Source organism: Arthrobacter sp. SAFR-044 (genome assembly GCF_051965175.1).
In the GTDB taxonomy this organism is placed as follows: domain Bacteria; phylum Actinomycetota; class Actinomycetes; order Actinomycetales; family Micrococcaceae; genus Arthrobacter.
In genome coordinates this window covers 217,691-234,673 of sequence record NZ_JBQCMK010000005.1, presented here as the reverse complement: position 1 = coordinate 234,673, position 16,983 = coordinate 217,691, and the positions used below count along the sequence as shown (strand labels likewise).

The following is a 16,983-nucleotide window of genomic DNA, read 5'->3' as shown; positions in this document are numbered from 1 at the left end:
GTCAGGGTTTGCCTTGGCTCTTGCCCTTGCCCTTGGCTTCTTTTGCGGTGTCAGAACGCTGCGAGCCGGGCGCTTCCGGGGCGGGGGCAGGTGCCGGGGCGACGGCTGGAACAACGGGTTCCGCAGGGCTGGGGCCGTCCTGGGCGGTGTCTGCCAAAGCAGGGGCCGCGGCGCCGGCCTCCGGCGCGGCGGCAGGGGGCTCCGCCGCGGAGGCTGCGGCCACCTGTGTAGCGATATCTGCCCGGACGGCCGAGAGCGCATTTTCGATTCCGCGGTACCGGGCAGCTGACACGCGGCCTGCCGCGGCGGCTTCGCCCAGGTCCTTTTCGAGCGCCTGCAGGGCGGCCAGTGCCCCATCCATCCTGTTCTCCGATGCAGCCTGGCTGATGCTCAGGACGCGGATTTGGAAACCGCGCAGCACATTGGCGTCCGTGTCGGCCGGGTGGACGGCTGCCGCTCCCGCTACCAGGGCGGCTGCCAGCACGGCGCCGCACAGGACCATTAGGGCACGGACGCCCCGACGGCGGGTCACGGGGGCGGACGCGCCGGCCGCTTCCGGTCCGGCCGGCTTCTGCACCTCAGGCGGCATGCCTGCCCCGCAACGGGACGGTGGAGGCTGACCGGACGGGCAGGACCGTCACCGGAGTGGCCTCAACTACGGGTGCCCGCACGGCAGCCTTGTGCGCGGGAGAGGCGGCCCGCGCCAGCAGGATGCGGCCGCCCGTCCGCAGGGCCGTGGCGATCAACAAGCCGATGCCCACTCCGAGGAGCACGTGGCCGGCCAGGTAGTGCTGGGCCGTTCCCGGGCCACCCGCCGCAGCCACCGCCGCACCGCCTGCGGTCAGCATCAGTGACAGGGCCGTACCGAATATTGCGCCCATGGCTCCTGCTCCCATCCCATTTAATCAGCAAGCTTACTAGTAATGCTCAGCAAGCTTACTACTACGCGGGCCTGAAGCAAGAGTGCGGAAGGCTGCCACCGGGCAAAAATGGTCAGCAGCCCGCCTGGCTGGAGCCGGAGCTGGACCGGGAGCCGGGTCAGCCGGCGGCTTCGAGCAGGTGCCCGGCCGGCGCGAGGCCGGCGTACCTGCCCTTGAAGAACAGCAGGGGCTCGGCGTCGCCCCGCGCCTGGAGGTGCCGCACGGCGGCCACCACAATGGTGTGGTCGCCGCCGTCGTACTCTGCGCGGAGGTCGCAGTCGATCCAGGCGAGCGCACCGTCCAGCACGGGGTTGCCCAGCGGCGAGGACGTGTGGCCAACTCCCGCGAACTTGTCCGTCCCTGTGCGGGCAAACTGCCCGGCGAGGTGCTGGTGTTCCGCGGGGAGGATGTTGACGGTGAATGAACCGGCCTTCCGCAGCACGGGCCAGGTGGTTGAGGTCCGGGCCGGGCTGAAGGTCACGAGCGCCGGGTCCAGCGACAGTGAGGCAAAGGACTGGCAGGTGAAGCCGGCCGGGCCCTCAGGGGTGGAACCGGTGACAACGGTCAACCCGCTGGCAAACGTTCCGAAAATGTCCCGAAGGCGGCGGGGGGCAAGATCTGAAGTGACTGTCATTGAGTGGCCTCTCGTCTGGATCGTTACCTCACCAAACCACCAGCCAACCGGCCCGCTCAAGCCGCCCGAAACACGCGGACCCGCACCGCAACGAAAGGTCACGCCGGTACATCCGGCGTCATCGGTTCCCGGCCGTTATGCCGGCTGCGGCCGCTGGTCCAGCGCGGCGAGCAGCCGGCGGACCGAGCCGCCCAGGTTCCAGTCGATGGTCAGCTGCTCAAGTTCGGCCCGCCGGCCACCGGTGACCGGCTGCAGCAGGGCGCCCGCCTGCTCAAGGGTGGGCAGCTCGAGGTCGCGCACCAGGCGGACGACGGCGGGGGCTGCTTCGAGGTACGCGGCAGCGGCGGAGAGTTTGGCCCGGACGGGACCGGACACGCCGCCGTCGTCGTCTTCCGCCGCTGCCAGCAGCCGTTCCAAGGTGCCGTACTTGAGCAGGAGCGATGCGGCGGTCTTCTCGCCGATCCCGGCCACGCCGGGCAAGCCGTCGGAAGCGTCGCCGCGCAGCGTGGCGTAATCGGCGTACTGCTGCGGGAGGACCTTGTACTTGGCCACGACGGTTTCCTCGGTGATGACTTCCAGGTTCTTCATGCCGCGGGCTGTGTAGATCACCCGGACCTTCCGGTCGTCGTCGCAGACCTGGAAAAGATCCCGGTCGCCCGTGACGACGTCCACCGGGAGGACTGCCTGGCTGGCGTAGGTACCCACAACGTCGTCAGCCTCGTGTTCGGCTTTGCCGACGATGGCGATGCCGGCCAGCTCCAGCACGCGGCGGATCATGGGCAGCTGCGCCTCCAGGCCCTCAGGCACCACTTCCACGTCCGTGCCGCCGGGGACTGCCTGGGCCACCCGGTGGGCTTTGTAGGTGGGGATCAGGTCCACGCGCCACTGCGGCCGCCAGTCGTCATCCCAGCAGGCCACCAGGTGCGAAGCCTGGTAGTCAGTGCTGAGCCGGGCAATCATGTCCAGCAGTCCGCGGACGGCATTGACCGGCGTGCCGTCCGGGCGGCGGATGGTGTCCGGCAGGCCGTAGAAGGCGCGGAAGTACAAGGAGGCAGTGTCGAGCAGCATGAGGCGCTGGGGCATACCTCGATCCTCACACGGAATTGACCGGGAGGGCAGCAGCCGGGGTGTCCGCCGTGGCGCCTGGAAGGACTGCGACGTGAATCCCAGGCGCAGCAAGCCGCGCCCTGCCTGCTCGAACCGGAAATGGCCTAGGGTACAGCCGGACGTTGGGGTGCTAAAGGCCGGTCACGGCTGCCCGGTGCCGGGCGGGCCGGTGAGTACCGTGGGAACGTACTCCAGCAGCTGGAGCCTGCCGTCGAACGTCCTGCTCTGCACCATGTCCAGCCGGACGTCGGGATATCCGTCGAAGATCCGCTCCCTCCCGGTGGCGCCGGTGATGACGGGGAAGACCACCAGCCGGAACCGGTCCACGAGGCCCGCCACCAGCAACGACCGTGCCAGGCTGATACTGCCCAAGGTACTCAGGGGCCCCGTCCCTTTACGCTTCAGCTCGCGGACCGCGTCAACCGCGTCCCCGGTTACCAGGGTCGAGTTCGGCCAGTCCAGGGGAGACTGCAGCGAGGAAGAGAACACGATTTTCGGTACGGCGGAAAGCCCCGTGAGGCTGGCGCCCTCCTCCTCCGAAAAACCAGACCGGTTCGCCGCGGCCTGAGCAGACATGCCGTACATCAGCCGGTACGTATTCGCGCCCAGGAGGAAGGTGTAGTTCTTCGCCGATTCCTGGTCCAGCCAGGCAAGGTATTCGGGACCCTCCAGTCCCCACCACCCCGGCCAGCCCTCTGCGGAGGCGCAACCGTCCAGCGAAATGATCAGGTCCACCATCAGGGGTGCTTGGGACGGTTCGGCAGGTGTGGCGCCCATGGCCGGCTCCTTGGACTGATCGGCGTTGATCTGGCGGCAATGCTATGCCCGCCAGGGCGAAGGTACAAGGGTCCGGCCCTTTCATCAGCCCTGCCGCAGGCGTAGCGTCTATTCCGCTGGAACCGTCGTAGCCGTCTAAGGAGCGGACATGGCTGGATGGAATGCAGACACAGCGGCGGGGCCTGTGGGGGCAGGGACCGTAACCCTGGTCGAGGGCTCATGTTTTTGTATCTCCGCAGCCAATGGAGATATCCACCCGGAACTGCCCCACGGCGTCTTTCATGAGGACACCCGCATCCTTTCTGGGTGGAGCATGACGGTGAACGGCCAGGCCCTTGAGCCGTTGACGGCGGAGACGAAGGAACCCTACCGGGCACTGTTCATCGGCCGCGTTCCCCGGGCAGACGGATACGCGGACAGCCCCTTAATCGTGGAGCGGCTGCGGGAAGTGGCGGCCGGAGTGGTTGAGGAGATCACGATCCGCAACTATTCCGGCAACCCCGTTGAATGCAGCATCTCCGTGGGCGTCGATTCCGACTTCGCCGATCTGTTCGAGGTGAAGGAGGCGAGGGTCCAGCGGCGGTGGGACGTCACCCGCGGAGCCGACGGCGACTCCCTGATTATCAGCGCGGCCTGGCAGGACCTGCGGAAAGCTGTCCTGGTCAGGGGACGCGGCGCCGTCGCCTCCGCCGGCGCACTCTCATACCACGCCGTGGTTCCCGGATACGGCCAGTGGACCACGCGGTTGAGCGTGGCACCGGCAGGGCAGCACAACGTTACGCACCCCGCCGGGCACGGGGTGTCACCGAGTGACCGGCGGCACCAGGAATGGGTCGCCAAAATCCCCAGGCTGCAGATGGCGAACCGGTCCATTGAACGCACGCTGCGGCGCAGCTATGACGACCTCGGCGCGCTCCGGATCGAGGACCCTGAGCATCCGGAACGAATAGTGGTGGCGGCGGGCGCACCATGGTTCATGACCCTGTTCGGGCGTGACTCGCTGTGGGCTTCGGAGATGGCCCTGCCGGTGGATCCGTCCCTGGCCTTGGGCACCCTGCAGACGCTGGCGGACCGGCAGGGCAAGGTGGTGGACCCGATGAGCGAGGAGGAACCCGGGAAGATCCTGCACGAAGTCCGTTTGGGCGTGTCCTCCGGGCTGGCGCTTGGCGGCAAGTCCGTCTACTACGGCAGCGTGGACGCAACCCCGCAGTTTGTGATGACCCTGGCATCGGTCAGCCGCTGGGGGTTCGGAAAGGACGCCATAGCCGCCCTCCTGCCCAACGCCGACCGGGCCCTGGACTGGGTCCGGACCTACGGCGACAAGGACGGCGACGGGTTCGTTGAGTACCAGCGCCTCAACGACCAGGGCCTTATCAACCAGGGGTGGAAAGACTCCTGGGACGGGATCAATTTCGCGGACGGAACCATTGCCGAACCGCCCATCGCGCTTTGCGAGGTGCAGGCCCTGGTCTACTCAGCGTTGCTGTCCCGGGCATGGATGGCGTACGACGCCGGGGACGCGCCGTTGGCTGCCCGGCTCACCGCCGAGGCGGCGCAGTTGAAGAAAAGGTTCAACGAGGAATTCTGGCTGCCGGACCGCGGCTACTTCGCCGTTGCCCTGGACGGCCGCAAGCGGCCGGTTGATGCCTGCGCCTCGAATATGGGGCAGTGCCTGTGGCACGGCATCGTTGACGATGACAAGGTGCCGCTGGTGGCTGAACGGCTAATGTCGCCGGAGATGTTCAGTGGCTGGGGTGTCAGGACCCTGGCCTCAAATATGGGGGCCTACAACCCGGCCAGTTACCACAACGGTTCTGTATGGCCGCATGACAATGCCATTATTGCGGCCGGACTCATGCGGTACGGATTCGTCGAGGAGGCGCAGCGCATCGCCACCGCCCTGCTCGAAGCCGCGGATTTTTCCGGCGGCCGGCTGCCGGAGCTGTTCTGCGGCTTCAGCAGGGAGCAGGTGGCCGAGCCGGTGCCCTACCCCACGGCCTGCTCCCCGCAGGCCTGGGCGGCCACCGCGCCGATCATGCTGATCACCTGCCTGATGCGGTACGACGCCCATGTCTCCCGCGGAGGCTTCTGGATGGATCCGGCGCTGCCGCAGTCCTACGGGAACCTGCACATCACCAACGCTCCCCTGGCCGGTGGCCGGATCACCATCGACATCAGGGACGGCGAACCTGCGGTGCAGGGCTTGCCGGAGGGCTTGACGTTCCACCGCGAACACCGGCCATGGCTGACCGAGCTCATCTCGCAGGCCGGATTGGACGCCAAGGGCTAAACCTCCCAGTCGCCGTCAGCGTAGGCGCTGCGGACGTGGGCGCGCAGGTACTCCCCCACCACGGCAGCTCCAAGGCCGCCCACTTCGGGCGCCACAACGCGGCCGTCCACGCGCTGGGCCATCCGCTGGATGAACCGCTCCAGGCCGGGGTCGTTGCCCAGGCGGAAGAAGGTGGCCTGGACGCCGGCGCGCCCAAGGCGGTCCAGTTCGGCAACCGTGGCGCGGATGGTCTCTGCGTCCGGCGGCCAGTTGAACCAGGAGTCCCCGTCGGGCAGCAGGTGCGCCGTGGGTTCGCCATCTGTGACCACCAGCAGGACGGGCTGCATGGAGGGGTGCCGGCGGAAGAAGCGGCCGGCCAGCAGCAGGCCGTGGTGCAGGTTGGTTCCCTGTTCGCGGAAGGCAGGCAGGGCCGTGAGTTCTCCGATGTCCATGGACTGCGCGTACCGGCCAAAGGTGATGAGCTCGAGGCGGTCGCCGCGGAAGCGCGTGGACACCAGGTGGTGTAATGCGAGCGCTGTCCGCTTCATCGGAACCCACCGCCCTTCTGCGGCCATGGAAAAGGACACGTCCACCAGCAGGGCCACCGCGGCCTGGGTGCGGGCCTCCGTCTCCGACACTTCGATATCGCCGACGGCGAGGCGCAGGCCGCGGGCCGGGTCGCCGCCGTCGGCCATGGTCCGCCGGATGGCGTTGGTCATGGTCCGGGTGACGTCCCAGGGCTCGCCGTCCCCGAACTCCCATTGCCGGCTTGAGCCTGTCTGTTCTCCGGCGGCCCCGGCCATCCTGGTGTCCCGGCTTCCCTGCCGGCCGGACAGCTGCCTGGCAGCGTCGCGGAGGAGTGACTTCCCCAGCCGCCGCATGGCCTGCGGGGACAACCTTAGGTCGCCGTCCGTGCCGCGCCGCAGGTAGCCGCCGTCCTGCATGGCACGCTCGATCTCCGCGAGGGTGCGGGCGCTCACGGCGGCGCTTTCACCGAGCTGGCGGGCGATCGCGTCCAGGTCCAGGTCATCGAGCCTGGAGCCGTTGTAGGACTGGGAGAGCTGTTCGGACAGTTGGTCCAGTTCGGCGATGTCCTGCAGCACCCCCGTGCCGTCGCCCAGCCCCAGGCCCTCCTGCCCTTCGAAGCGTTCCGATCCCGTCCAGTCCTCTCCGGGGCGCAGTGCCCGGAGGGCGGCGTCAAGTTCGCTGAGCTGGGCCATCAGTTCGGGCGAGCCGAAGGCCTGGGCGGAGAGCCGCATCAGCTCATCGCGCTGCTCAGGTGACATCGACTGCAGGAGCCGTTGGGCGGCGGCGGCGCGCTGGGCCAGGGCGTCCACCAGTTCCTCCACCGACTGCGGATTCTCCGGGAAAAACTGGCCGTGTTTGGCCATGAACTCCTGGAAGTCGGCGTCGGTGTCCTCCCCGCGCCGGTGTTCGCCCAGCAGTTCGTTGAGGTCCCGGAGCATGGCGTTCACCGCCTGGCGGTCCTCATCGGTGGCACTCTCCAGCGCCTGCTTCATGCCGGCGAACCGCTGCTCGAGGACCTCGCGGCCCAGCAGGTCCTTGATGTGTTCGTAGGCCTCACGTGCTGCGCTGGATTGCCAGTCGTAGGACGCCAGCTCATTCACCGCCGCAGCCGTGGAGGGTGGGAGGTTCTGCAGCTGCATCTCCCGGAAGGCGCGCTCGGTGTTGTCCATCATGGCGTCCCGGGCCAGTTGCTTGCGCTCCTCCAGCACCGCGGTGTCCAGGAGCTTCTTTACTTCGTCCAGGGTGCCGTCCAGCCGGTGCCGGCTGAGCAGGTCGCGGCGCCGCTGCTGGACGCGCCGGGCAAGGTCATCCAGGCCGTCCCGGTTCCGGCCTCCGCGCCGCAGGAATTCCTGCAGGGCGTGGCGGGGCGAGTAGCCGGCCATCACGTCTTCGGCGACAGCGTCAAGTGCCTCGGCCAAGTCGACTGGCGGGGCGAGCGGGTCCGGGCCGCCAGTGTACCGGCCGTATCTGGCGGACCGCTTGTGGATGGCCATGCTGCCTCCCGGGCTTAGCCGTAGATGGTTTCCTCGTCGTCGGACTCCTTGGAGATCCGCCGGCCGAGGTATAGGCCCTCCAGTGCCAGTTCGACGGCGGCGGCCAGTTGTCCGTCATTCACCGCACCAAGGCGCCGCCCGATTTCGTCGTAGAGGCCCGAGCCGTTCAGCGACGGCAGGTTGCCCAGGAACTCCTGCGCCGTGACCTGCTCCCCGGTGGTGACGGTGCGGTGCCCGTCCAGGGCAGCCACGAGCGGGCCCATGTCCAGGCCCTGGAAGTGCGCCCTGACAGCTTCCGCGGTTGCGGTACGCAGGAGGTGGTCGAGGACGCCCTGTTCCCGCCCTTCCTCGCCGGATTCAAACTCGATCTTGCCCGTCAGGACCTCCACTGCAGGCTCCAGGTCGATGATCCGTGCCACCGCCTGGTCCTCCCCCCGCAGGCTGGCCCGGCGCAATGCCGCAGCAGCCACCGTCTCTGCCCCCGCAATGGCGAACCGGGCGGAAACGCCGGAGGTTTGGTTGATGGCAGGCGACTGCCGCAGTGCCCGGGTGTAGCGGGCCAGGATTTCCAGGATGAACGGCGGCACGTCCGCAACCAGCCGGCCCTCCTGGCGGATGACCGCCACTTCGTCTTCCAGCTCGACCGGGTAATGGGTCCTGATCTCCGCGCCGAAGCGGTCCTTCAGTGGCGTAATGATCCGGCCGCGGTTGGTGTAGTCCTCCGGGTTGGCGGACGCGACAACCAGGACGTCCAGCGGCAGCCGCAGCACGTAGCCGCGGATCTGGATGTCCCGTTCCTCCATGACGTTGAGCATGGACACCTGGATGCGTTCGGCGAGGTCCGGCAATTCGTTGATGGCGATGATGCCCCGGTTGGAGCGCGGGATGAGCCCATAGTGGATGGTTTCCGGGTCGCCCAGCCTGCGGCCCTCAGCTACGCGCATCGGGTCCACGTCGCCCACAAGGTCGGCCACGGAGGTATCCGGCGTCGCGAGCTTCTCCACGTACCGCTCTGAACGGTGCCGCCATGCGATCCGCAGCCGGTCTCCCTCGGTCAGCGCCCTGGCGCGGGATTGCTCGGTGATCGGCTCAAACGGGTGCTCGTTCAGCTCCGAGTCCTCAATTACCGGCGACCACTCGTCAAGCAACCCGGCCAGGGTACGGAGCACGCGGGTCTTGCCCTGCCCGCGCTCACCCAACAGGACAATGTCATGCCCGGCGAGCAGGGCCCGTTCGAGCTGCGGAATCACGGTCCTGCTGAAGCCGTACAGCCCCGGCCAGGGGTCACGTCCCGCGGCCAGGGCCGCGAGGAGGTTGTCGCGGATTTCGTGCCTCAGGTCCTTGTGGACGCAGCCTGCCGCACGCAGTTCACCAACGGTGTAGATATCGGGGCGATCAGTCACTCCTCTACGGTAATCCCCACCCTGCGGCTAATCGAGAGATTCCTCCACATTCCCGGCCCGCTTGCCGCTCCCCGCGCCTCGCAAGCTCGGCACGGGGCCCCCTCGCGGCTACCGCTTGCCGCTCCCCGCGCCTCGCAAGCTCGGCACGGGGCCCCCTCGCGGCTACGCTTAGTCCCAATGACACAGAGCACATTGATCCTCCTGGTGCGGCACGGCCAGACACCCACCACCGGTACCGTCCTGCCGGGCCGGGCCCCGGGCCTCCACCTTTCCGAGCGCGGCCGTGCACAGGCTGATGCTGTTGCCGACCGCCTTGACGGCCTGCCTGTCGAGGCGGTGTACTCGTCACCCCTGGAGCGGGCACGGGAGACTGCCGAGCCCACGGCCGCCCGCACCGGCCGGACGGTCAAAGAAGAAGCCGGGCTTTTGGAATGCGATTTCGGTGACTGGACCGGCGCGGCGCTCGCCGGGCTTGCGGGCCTGCCGGAGTGGCAGACCGTCCAGCACAACCCATCGGCGTTCCGCTTTCCCAATGGCGAGGGCTTTTCCGGAATGCAGGCGCGGATGGTTGGGACACTGGAGGATCTCCGGGCCGCCCATCGTGGCGGCGTCGTGGTCTGCTTCTCCCATGCCGATCCCATTAAGGCGGCCGTGGCCCATGCGCTGGGCACCCACCTTGACCTTTTCCAGCGCATCATGATCAGCCCGGCGTCGGTCTCGGTGATCTCCTACACGGACGGGCAGGCGCCGGCGGTGCTCACGGTGAATTCGATGTCGGAGCCCTTAAGCGGGCTGATGTCATCGTGATCCTTTCCGGACAGGAACGGAACGACTGGCCGCCGGTTGCGGCAGCACGGGGCATGCGGTGTCCGGGCGGGAGCTGACCCTCCTCACCGAGGGCCGCGTGGAGCTGCTGGGCCGCATCATGAGCGGCAGCAATGCCACGTTCCTCGCGGAGCTTTCCTGCGGTGACGATTCCGCCTGGGCCGTCTACAAGCCGGAGGCAGGAGAGCGGCCGCTGGTGGATTTCGACGCCGGCCTGTACCGCCGTGAGTGCGCCGCATTCCAGCTGAGCGAAGCACTGGGGTGGGGAATGGTGCCGCCTACAGTGGTCCGCACGGACGCGCCGCTTGGCGTCGGGTCGTTGCAGTGGTTCATCGAAGGCGACCACCAGGAACATTACTTCACCCTGTACGCAGACTCGCCGGAGACACACAGCGAGCTGGCGCGGATGGCGCTGTTCGACTACGTGGCAAACAATACTGACCGGAAAAGCGGGCACGTCCTGCGTGGTACTGACGGCCGGATCTGGGGCATCGACCACGGTCTGTGCTTTTCCGCTGCCTTCAAGCTCCGCACGGTCATCTGGGACTTCGCAGGCGACCCCATCCCGGACCAGCTGCTCGAGGACATCAGCCCCCTGGCGGCCACCGTCCCGGCAGATGTGGCGGAACTGCTCCACCCCGCCGAAGTGGCTGCCCTGCAGCGCCGCGTCCAGCGCATACTGCAGGAGAAGGTGCTTCCCGTTGACCGCACGGGGATGCGTTATCCGTGGCCCCTGGTCTAGGCCTATGACGTCCAGTCTGCGGGCCTGCGCGGGTCCGGGCGCTCTTCCAGCGCCGCTGCAGCCGCCGGGGCCGCCTGCTCAAGGTACGCGCCGATGTGCTCCAGCAGGTAATGCTGCCCCAGCACAGTGGGGTGGTCGCCGTCCGGGCCGATCAGGTCATCGAAGTCGTCGCTGATCCAGCCCTGGGCGATCGGATCAACAAACTCACCGCCCGCCCGCGCAGTGGCGGTCCTGAGTTGGTCGCTGATATCCACGAGCCCGGGGTCAGGGTCCGTGGTGTACGACGGCGGCCCCACCACAATGATCCTGGCCTCGGGGGCAAGTGCCTCTGCCTTGTCCATGGCGGCCAGGGCCGCGTCGCCGACGTCTGCGGAGGCGTAGCCAAGGTCGTTTTCCGAGCCGAAAAAGACCACGATCCCGGTGTCCGGGGTGACGAAGTCATCCACCTGCGTGCCGAAGGTCCCGTTGTAGTCGCCCAGGCTGAGGTAGCCGCTTCCGTCCTCGGCCGCGTTGACCACTTCCAGGCCCGTTACCGCCGGGTCCGTCCGCATCAGCGCGGGCCACGCCTCCTGCGGCGACGTGCCGTGACCGGTGCTCAGCGAGTCCCCCACTACCACCACGCGGACCGGCGGCGCCGAGGCCGGGGGCTGCGTCCGGGCAGCGCTTCCCGACGTCACGGCCAGGAGGAGGACCGCCACACCGGCGGTCACGAGCCGGCCGGGATGACCGTGCAGCGGGGCGCTGTCGTGCATGGTCCCTCCTCCTGCCTGCAATTACCGGCCGGCGGGCTGCTGCCCGCCGGCCGTTTATCTTCTAGTCCGTGTCCCATCGTAGGCAATTGTGGGAATACTTTAGGGCCAAGGTGACCAGGATCAACAGGATGCACAGCGACTGCACAGGAACCTTTAGGGCATTAGGTACCCTGGTGGCTGCCGTTCGGGGTCCAAGCCGTCCGGCGTCGAGCAGGCTGCGCTGTAATCGACGGGCTGCACTGTAGTCGGCGGGCTACGCTGGATCCGTGCAGCGGCAGGCAACCGGGTGGAATCCCGCAACCAAAGTTTCCGAGCAGGCGCCCGGCGTCTACTTCGCCGAAGGGCCAGCCTCCAACTGGATCGTGGCGCGGGACCCTTCCGGGTTCATCCTCATTGACAGCGGCTACCCCGGTGACCGCAGCAACGTCCTTGCCTCGATCCGCCACCTGGGCCTGGAACCGGCCAACGCCCTTGCACTGCTGGTCACGCACGGACACGTGGACCACACGGGCAGTGCCGCCTTCTTCTCCGAAACATTCGGAACCCCGGTCCTGTGCGCCCCCGGGGAGCTGGCCCACGTCCAGGGAAAGGAGAAGCACCAGGTCACCTTCGGCCAGGTCATCGGCCGGGCCTGGAAGCCGCGCATCTTCCGCTGGATGGTGCACGTCATCAGGGCGGGTGCCCTGGGTGCCAAGCCAGTGCCGGCGGCGGAAGCGTGGGACGCTGACAGGCTCCGGGCCCTGCCTGGCCGGCCCGTTGCCGTACCAGTGCCCGGCCATACGCCCGGCAATGCCGCCATCCACCTGTCCGGGGCGGGTGCCATTGCCGTGGGCGACTGCTTCGTCAGCGGCCACCCAATCAGCCGGACTTCCGGACCGCAGATGCTGCACCCGATGTACCACGCAGATCCGGCCGCCGCGCAGGCCGCCCTGCAGAACCTGGCCGGGTTGGAATCCCCGGTCGTCCTTCCCGGCCACGGACCCGCCCTGCGCGCCCCGCTGGCGGAAGCGCTGGCGGTTCTCGGGAACCGCGGTTAGAACTTGCCGTACCGTGCCCGCGCCATGGAATAGACGCCGTAGCAGATTAGCCCGGCCGCGATGGCGGCGAGGAGGAAGACGCCGTACGGTTGGGCGCCCAGGGTTTTCAGTCCGCCGTCGAGGCCGGAGGATTTGGATGGGTCGGCGGTTGCTGCCGCCACGATGATCAGGACACCGACGACGGCGAGCACCACACCCTTGGCTGCGTAACCGATGGTGCCGAGCCACTCCACGGCTGTCCGCGCGTTGCCCGGGTCCTGCAGGTCCTTCATGAACTTCCGGGAGACGCCCCGGTAGGCATAGAAGACGCCCGCTCCGATGATCGCCAGCCCCAGCACCACCAGAAGCACCACCCCGGCGGGCGCGCCCATCAGCTTTGCGGTGAAATCGGTGGCCGACTGGCTGGAGTTCTTGCTGCCCCCGGCGGCAAAAACGGCGAAGGTGAAGGCAAGGAAGCCGAAAACCACAGCTTTCCCCGCAGCGCCGGCAGCTTTCTTCAATTTCTTCTTGGAGTCGGACTCGGTTCGCGCCCCAAATACGGCTTCGCTTAGCATCCAGAGCGCAAGCGCGGCACAGGCGACAGCTCCGGCCCAGAGCAGGATCCCCCCGCCCGGCTTGGACGCCAGGGCTCCGATCGCCCCGGACTGGTCAGCTTCTCCACCCTGGCCCCTGGTCAACTGCAAGGCGATGGCGCCGACCAGGATATGGACCAGGCCGATGAAGACATATCCGGCCCGGGCCAGAACGCGGACTGCCGGGCTGCGGCTCGCCGACGCCGCCTCGGATACTGCCCTGTTAGCTCCCTGCGACGCGTTGCCCATGGCCGGCCCTTCCCAAATATGTAGTTGATCTTCCAATCCCGGGCCGGTTCCCCCCGCCTGCGTCGCGGAATGCTTCAGTGTAAATCCGTCCGCGCCGTCCCGACAGGCCCGGAAAGTTCCGGCCACGCACGGAGGGCTACTACAGTCGAATCGGTGCAAGCCAAACAGAACGTTGATGAACTGACCGAGCTGAACATCTCCGGGCCCGCGGCGGAGCACGCCGAAGACGGCTTCGTCCGCGTGCTCGGAGCCCGCGAAAACAACCTGCGGAACGTCAGCGTGGATGTGCCGCGGGATGCGATCGTGGCGTTCACCGGGGTCTCCGGCTCCGGCAAGTCGTCCCTGGCCTTCGGCACCATCTACGCGGAAGCGCAGCGCCGGTTCTTCGAATCCGTGGCGCCCTATGCCCGCCGCCTCATCCAGCAGGGCCACAACCCCAAGGTGGACCGGATCACCGGGCTGCCGCCCGCCGTCGCAGTCCAACAGCGCCGGGGGACGGCAACCTCCAGGTCCACGGTCGGGACCGTCACCACGCTGTCCAATTCACTGCGCATGCTGTTCTCCCGCGCCGGCAGCTACCCCGAGGGCGCAGCGCCGCTGGACTCGGACGCCTTCTCCCCCAACACCGCGGCGGGCGCCTGCCCGGAATGCCACGGCCTGGGCACCGCCCACACCGTCAGTGAGGCATCCCTGGTTCCGGACCCGTCCCTGAGCATCCGCGACGGGGCGATCGCCGCATGGCCCGGCGCCTGGCAGGGCAAAAACCTGCGCGACATCCTGACCCACCTCGGCTACGACGTCGATATCCCCTGGCGGCAGCTGCCCCGGAAACAGCGGGACTGGATCCTGTTTACCGAAGAACAGCCCGTGGTGGAAGTGACACCGCAACGGGACCGCGTCGCCAAGCCGTACAAGGGCCGGTTCTGGAGCGCCAAGAGCTACGTCATGCACACGCTGCTCGATTCCAAAAGCCCTGCCATGCGGGAAAAAGTCCTGCGCTTCATGGAAACCGGGCCCTGCCCGCGGTGCGGCGGAACAGGGCTCCGGCCCGAGGCCCTTGCCGTGACCTTCGCAGGACACACCATCGCCGGGCTCAATGCGGCGCCCATGACCGAACTGGCCGGCATCATCCGCCCCACCACCAAGCTGGCCAGTGCAGGGACCGCGTCCCGCAAGCAGTCTTCCGAGTCCAACGAAGTGGCTGTGGCCATCACCCGCGACCTGCTCCAGCGCATCAACGTGCTGCTGGAACTGGGCCTGGGGTACCTGGCCCTTGGGCGGGCCACCCCTACGCTCTCGCCGGGGGAAATGCAGCGGCTCCGGATCGCCACCCAGCTCCGCTCAGGGCTCTTCGGCGTGATCTACGTCCTTGACGAACCATCGGCGGGCCTGCACCCGGCGGACGCCGAACCCCTCCTCGCCGTCCTGGACCAGCTCAAGGCATCCGGCAACTCCGTATTCGTCGTGGAGCACAACATGGACATGGTCCGCCGGGCGGATTGGCTGGTGGACGTGGGGCCCCGGGCCGGCGAGGACGGCGGCGAGGTGCTGTACAGCGGACCCGTGCAGGGCCTGGATGCGGTGGCGGAGTCCGTGACGCGGCCGTTCCTGTTCCCCGACGGTACAGCGACGGCAGAGGACGACGGCGGTGCCGGGGCCGGCAAAGGTGCCCCGCACGAAGCCGCCGGGTGGCTGGAACTGCGGGGCGTCAGCCGCCACAACCTGCGGAACCTGGACGCCTCCTTCCCACTCGGTGTCCTGACAGCCGTCACCGGCGTCTCGGGTTCCGGAAAGTCCACGCTGGTCAGCCGGGTCCTCGCCGATATTGCCCGTGCCGCACTGCATGGTGGTGCAGAAACCGGGGCCGGGACATCACCCGACGAGCCGGACGAGGACCTCGAAGACCAGGGCGGACCGGCGACCGTGGGGCACGTATCCGGCCTGGACCGGATCGACCGCCTGGTGAAGGTGGACCAGAAACCGATCGGGCGCACACCCCGGTCCAACTTGGCCACCTACACGGGGCTCTTCGATGCCGTCCGCAAGGAATTCGCCGCCACCGATGCCGCCAGGAGCCGCGGATTTGGCCCTGGACGCTTTTCCTTCAACGTGGCCGGCGGCCGCTGCGAGACCTGCCAGGGCGAAGGTTTCGTGGCCGTGGAACTGCTGTTCCTGCCGGGCAGTTACGGCCCGTGCCCGGAATGCGGCGGCACACGCTACAACCCCGGGACCCTGGAGGTCACGTACAAGGGCAGGAACATTGCGGAAGTACTGGGCATGACGGTCAACGCCGCCGCCCACTTCCTGTCCGGGGTTCCCGCGGCCGCAAGGTCCCTGCAGACCCTCCAGGAAGTGGGCCTGGGCTACCTCAGGCTGGGCCAGCCCGCCACCGAACTTTCCGGCGGTGAGGCGCAGCGGATCAAGCTGGCCACCGAACTGCAGCGGGCCCGGCGCGGGCACACCCTGTACCTCCTGGATGAGCCCACCACGGGTCTGCACCCGGCCGACGTCCAGCTCCTGATGGCGCAGCTGAACCGCCTGGTGGACGCCGGAAACACAGTCGTCGTGGTGGAACACGCCATGGACGTGGTCGCCGCCGCCGACTGGGTGATGGATCTGGGACCTGCCGGCGGCGATGCCGGCGGCACGATCGTCGCCGCCGGTGACCCGGCCGCCGTCGCGCGTTCCCGCAGCAGCCGCACGGCCCCTTACCTTGCGGAAGCGCTGCGGGCAGCTTCCGGCGGCAAAGACGAGTAGGTCCTGCTCTCCTGCCCTCGTCCTTGCAGGAGCGTAGGACAGAGGGATGCGTACCGAAGGGGCGGCGTTGCCCATGACATCCTCCCGCTTGAGGCGGCACGGCCCATCGTGGACCTCGTAACCTCAGATGCTATGGCGTGCCCCGATGGCGGTGGAGAAACCGGGTGACGCGGCTCCGGAACTCGCCGGGATCCACCGCCGGGCCCTTTGGCGCGCGGCGGCCGGCTTCCGTCAGGAGGTGCAGGCCCTCGTCCACCGCTGCCTTCGATGCCCTCAAGGAAGCTGCCGAGACCCCGTTCCAGGGGGTGAGGAGGGCAGCGAGAGCCGCGTCAGCATCGTCGTCGGGAGCAAGGGTGGTGACCAGCCCCATGTCCCACGCCTCGCGGGCAGTCAGCATACGGCCCGTGTAGAGGAGGTCCTTTGCCCTTGACGGACCTATCCGCAGCGCCAGACGCGTGGCGAAGGTGGCCGGAACCAGCAAGCCGAGGCGTGCCACAGGCATCCCGATCCGCGCTGTCGGGGTCAGCAGTTGCAGGTCGCAGGCAAGGGCAAGCTGGCAGCCCCCGCCGGCCGCAACCCCCTCGACCACGGCCAGGGTGGGGACAGGCAAGTCCTCGAGCGCCTGCAGGGCGGCTTCAAGCACGTCAAAGGTGCGGCCAACTTCCGCATCCGACGTCCCGTCCCATTCGCGTATGTCCGAGCCGGCGCAAAACACTCCACCCCTGCCGCGAACCACGACGGCGCGCAGGGAAGGGAAGGATGCCAGGCCGTGCACTGCACGCTGCAAATCCTCCCAGCCGCCCAGCCCCAGGGCATTGAGCCGTTGGCCGCTGCCGAAGGACAGCACGGCAATGGACCCCGTTTCGTCAACACTGACCGTGGCCGTCACGTGCCTGCTTCCCCCGCATCCTGTTTGCT

The 16,983-nt window shown here is 68.1% G+C and carries 15 protein-coding genes; 5 read left to right on the top strand and 10 right to left on the bottom strand.

What is annotated here, in order from left to right:
• Position 1: 1 nt before the first annotated feature.
• From ACTHQS_RS10265 to ACTHQS_RS10245, 5 genes are all read right to left on the bottom strand, one after another.
• Positions 2-589 carry a hypothetical protein gene (locus ACTHQS_RS10265; protein WP_440168328.1) on the bottom strand — a complete coding sequence of 196 codons (588 nt, stop codon included), beginning with the start codon at positions 587-589 and terminating at the stop codon, positions 2-4.
• Entirely contained in the window at positions 579-881 is a 303-nt protein-coding gene (locus ACTHQS_RS10260; RefSeq protein ID WP_440168326.1) for a hypothetical protein, read from the bottom strand. Before ACTHQS_RS10260 ends, ACTHQS_RS10265 begins: the two co-directional genes overlap by 11 nt.
• Positions 882-1,038: 157 nt before the next feature.
• Entirely contained in the window at positions 1,039-1,554 is a 516-nt protein-coding gene (locus ACTHQS_RS10255) for a flavin reductase family protein (RefSeq protein ID WP_440168324.1), read from the bottom strand.
• 135 nt (positions 1,555-1,689) lie between these two features.
• Positions 1,690-2,637, bottom strand: a complete 948-nt coding sequence (locus tag ACTHQS_RS10250; RefSeq protein ID WP_440168322.1) for a 5'-3' exonuclease — start codon at positions 2,635-2,637, stop codon at positions 1,690-1,692.
• Positions 2,638-2,802: 165 nt separating this feature from the next.
• On the bottom strand, positions 2,803-3,438 hold the full coding sequence (locus ACTHQS_RS10245; RefSeq protein WP_440168320.1) for a dihydrofolate reductase family protein: 636 nt from the start codon (positions 3,436-3,438) through the stop codon (positions 2,803-2,805).
• Positions 3,439-3,586: 148 nt separating this feature from the next.
• On the opposite strand from ACTHQS_RS10245, the gene ACTHQS_RS10240 reads away from it, so the two are divergent.
• Complete coding sequence (locus ACTHQS_RS10240) at positions 3,587-5,728, top strand: amylo-alpha-1,6-glucosidase (RefSeq protein ID WP_440168318.1); 2,142 nt, start codon at positions 3,587-3,589, stop codon at positions 5,726-5,728.
• On the opposite strand, the gene ACTHQS_RS10235 is transcribed toward ACTHQS_RS10240, so the two are convergent.
• On the bottom strand, positions 5,725-7,728 hold the full coding sequence (locus ACTHQS_RS10235; protein WP_440168316.1) for a vWA domain-containing protein: 2,004 nt from the start codon (positions 7,726-7,728) through the stop codon (positions 5,725-5,727). The two genes, ACTHQS_RS10240 and ACTHQS_RS10235, sit on opposite strands and share 4 nt — an antisense overlap.
• A gap of 14 nt (positions 7,729-7,742) precedes the next feature.
• Positions 7,743-9,131: a sigma 54-interacting transcriptional regulator gene (locus ACTHQS_RS10230; RefSeq protein WP_440168314.1), complete on the bottom strand. Its 1,389-nt coding sequence runs from the start codon at positions 9,129-9,131 to the stop codon at positions 7,743-7,745.
• A gap of 177 nt (positions 9,132-9,308) precedes the next feature.
• On the opposite strand from ACTHQS_RS10230, the gene ACTHQS_RS10225 reads away from it, so the two are divergent.
• Both ACTHQS_RS10225 and ACTHQS_RS10220 read left to right on the top strand, forming a co-directional pair.
• Positions 9,309-9,938, top strand: coding sequence for an MSMEG_4193 family putative phosphomutase (locus ACTHQS_RS10225; protein WP_440168312.1), 630 nt, complete (start codon positions 9,309-9,311; stop codon positions 9,936-9,938).
• Positions 9,939-9,996: 58 nt separating this feature from the next.
• Positions 9,997-10,698 carry an SCO1664 family protein gene (locus ACTHQS_RS10220; protein ID WP_440168310.1) on the top strand — a complete coding sequence of 234 codons (702 nt, stop codon included), beginning with the start codon at positions 9,997-9,999 and terminating at the stop codon, positions 10,696-10,698.
• Between the two features lie 2 nt (positions 10,699-10,700).
• Here the strand turns inward: ACTHQS_RS10220 and ACTHQS_RS10215 are convergent, their stop codons facing one another.
• A complete protein-coding gene (locus tag ACTHQS_RS10215; RefSeq protein WP_440168309.1) occupies positions 10,701-11,450 on the bottom strand; it encodes an SGNH/GDSL hydrolase family protein in 750 nt (249 codons plus the stop codon).
• Positions 11,451-11,716: 266 nt separating this feature from the next.
• On the opposite strand from ACTHQS_RS10215, the gene ACTHQS_RS10210 reads away from it, so the two are divergent.
• Complete coding sequence (locus tag ACTHQS_RS10210; protein ID WP_440168308.1) at positions 11,717-12,487, top strand: MBL fold metallo-hydrolase; 771 nt, start codon at positions 11,717-11,719, stop codon at positions 12,485-12,487.
• Here ACTHQS_RS10210 and ACTHQS_RS10205 read toward each other — a convergent pair.
• Positions 12,484-13,308 (bottom strand): DUF1206 domain-containing protein, encoded by an 825-nt coding sequence (locus tag ACTHQS_RS10205; protein WP_440168307.1) that lies wholly within the window; start codon positions 13,306-13,308, stop codon positions 12,484-12,486. The genes ACTHQS_RS10210 and ACTHQS_RS10205 overlap by 4 nt on opposite strands.
• A 180-nt stretch (positions 13,309-13,488) precedes the next feature.
• Here ACTHQS_RS10205 and ACTHQS_RS10200 point away from each other — a divergent pair, with 180 nt between their 5' ends.
• Complete coding sequence (locus tag ACTHQS_RS10200) at positions 13,489-16,065, top strand: ABC transporter (protein ID WP_440168463.1); 2,577 nt, start codon at positions 13,489-13,491, stop codon at positions 16,063-16,065.
• A 130-nt stretch (positions 16,066-16,195) separates the two neighbouring features.
• Here ACTHQS_RS10200 and ACTHQS_RS10195 read toward each other — a convergent pair whose 3' ends face one another.
• Entirely contained in the window at positions 16,196-16,954 is a 759-nt protein-coding gene (locus ACTHQS_RS10195) for an enoyl-CoA hydratase/isomerase family protein (RefSeq protein WP_440168306.1), read from the bottom strand.
• Positions 16,955-16,983: the final 29 nt, after the last annotated feature.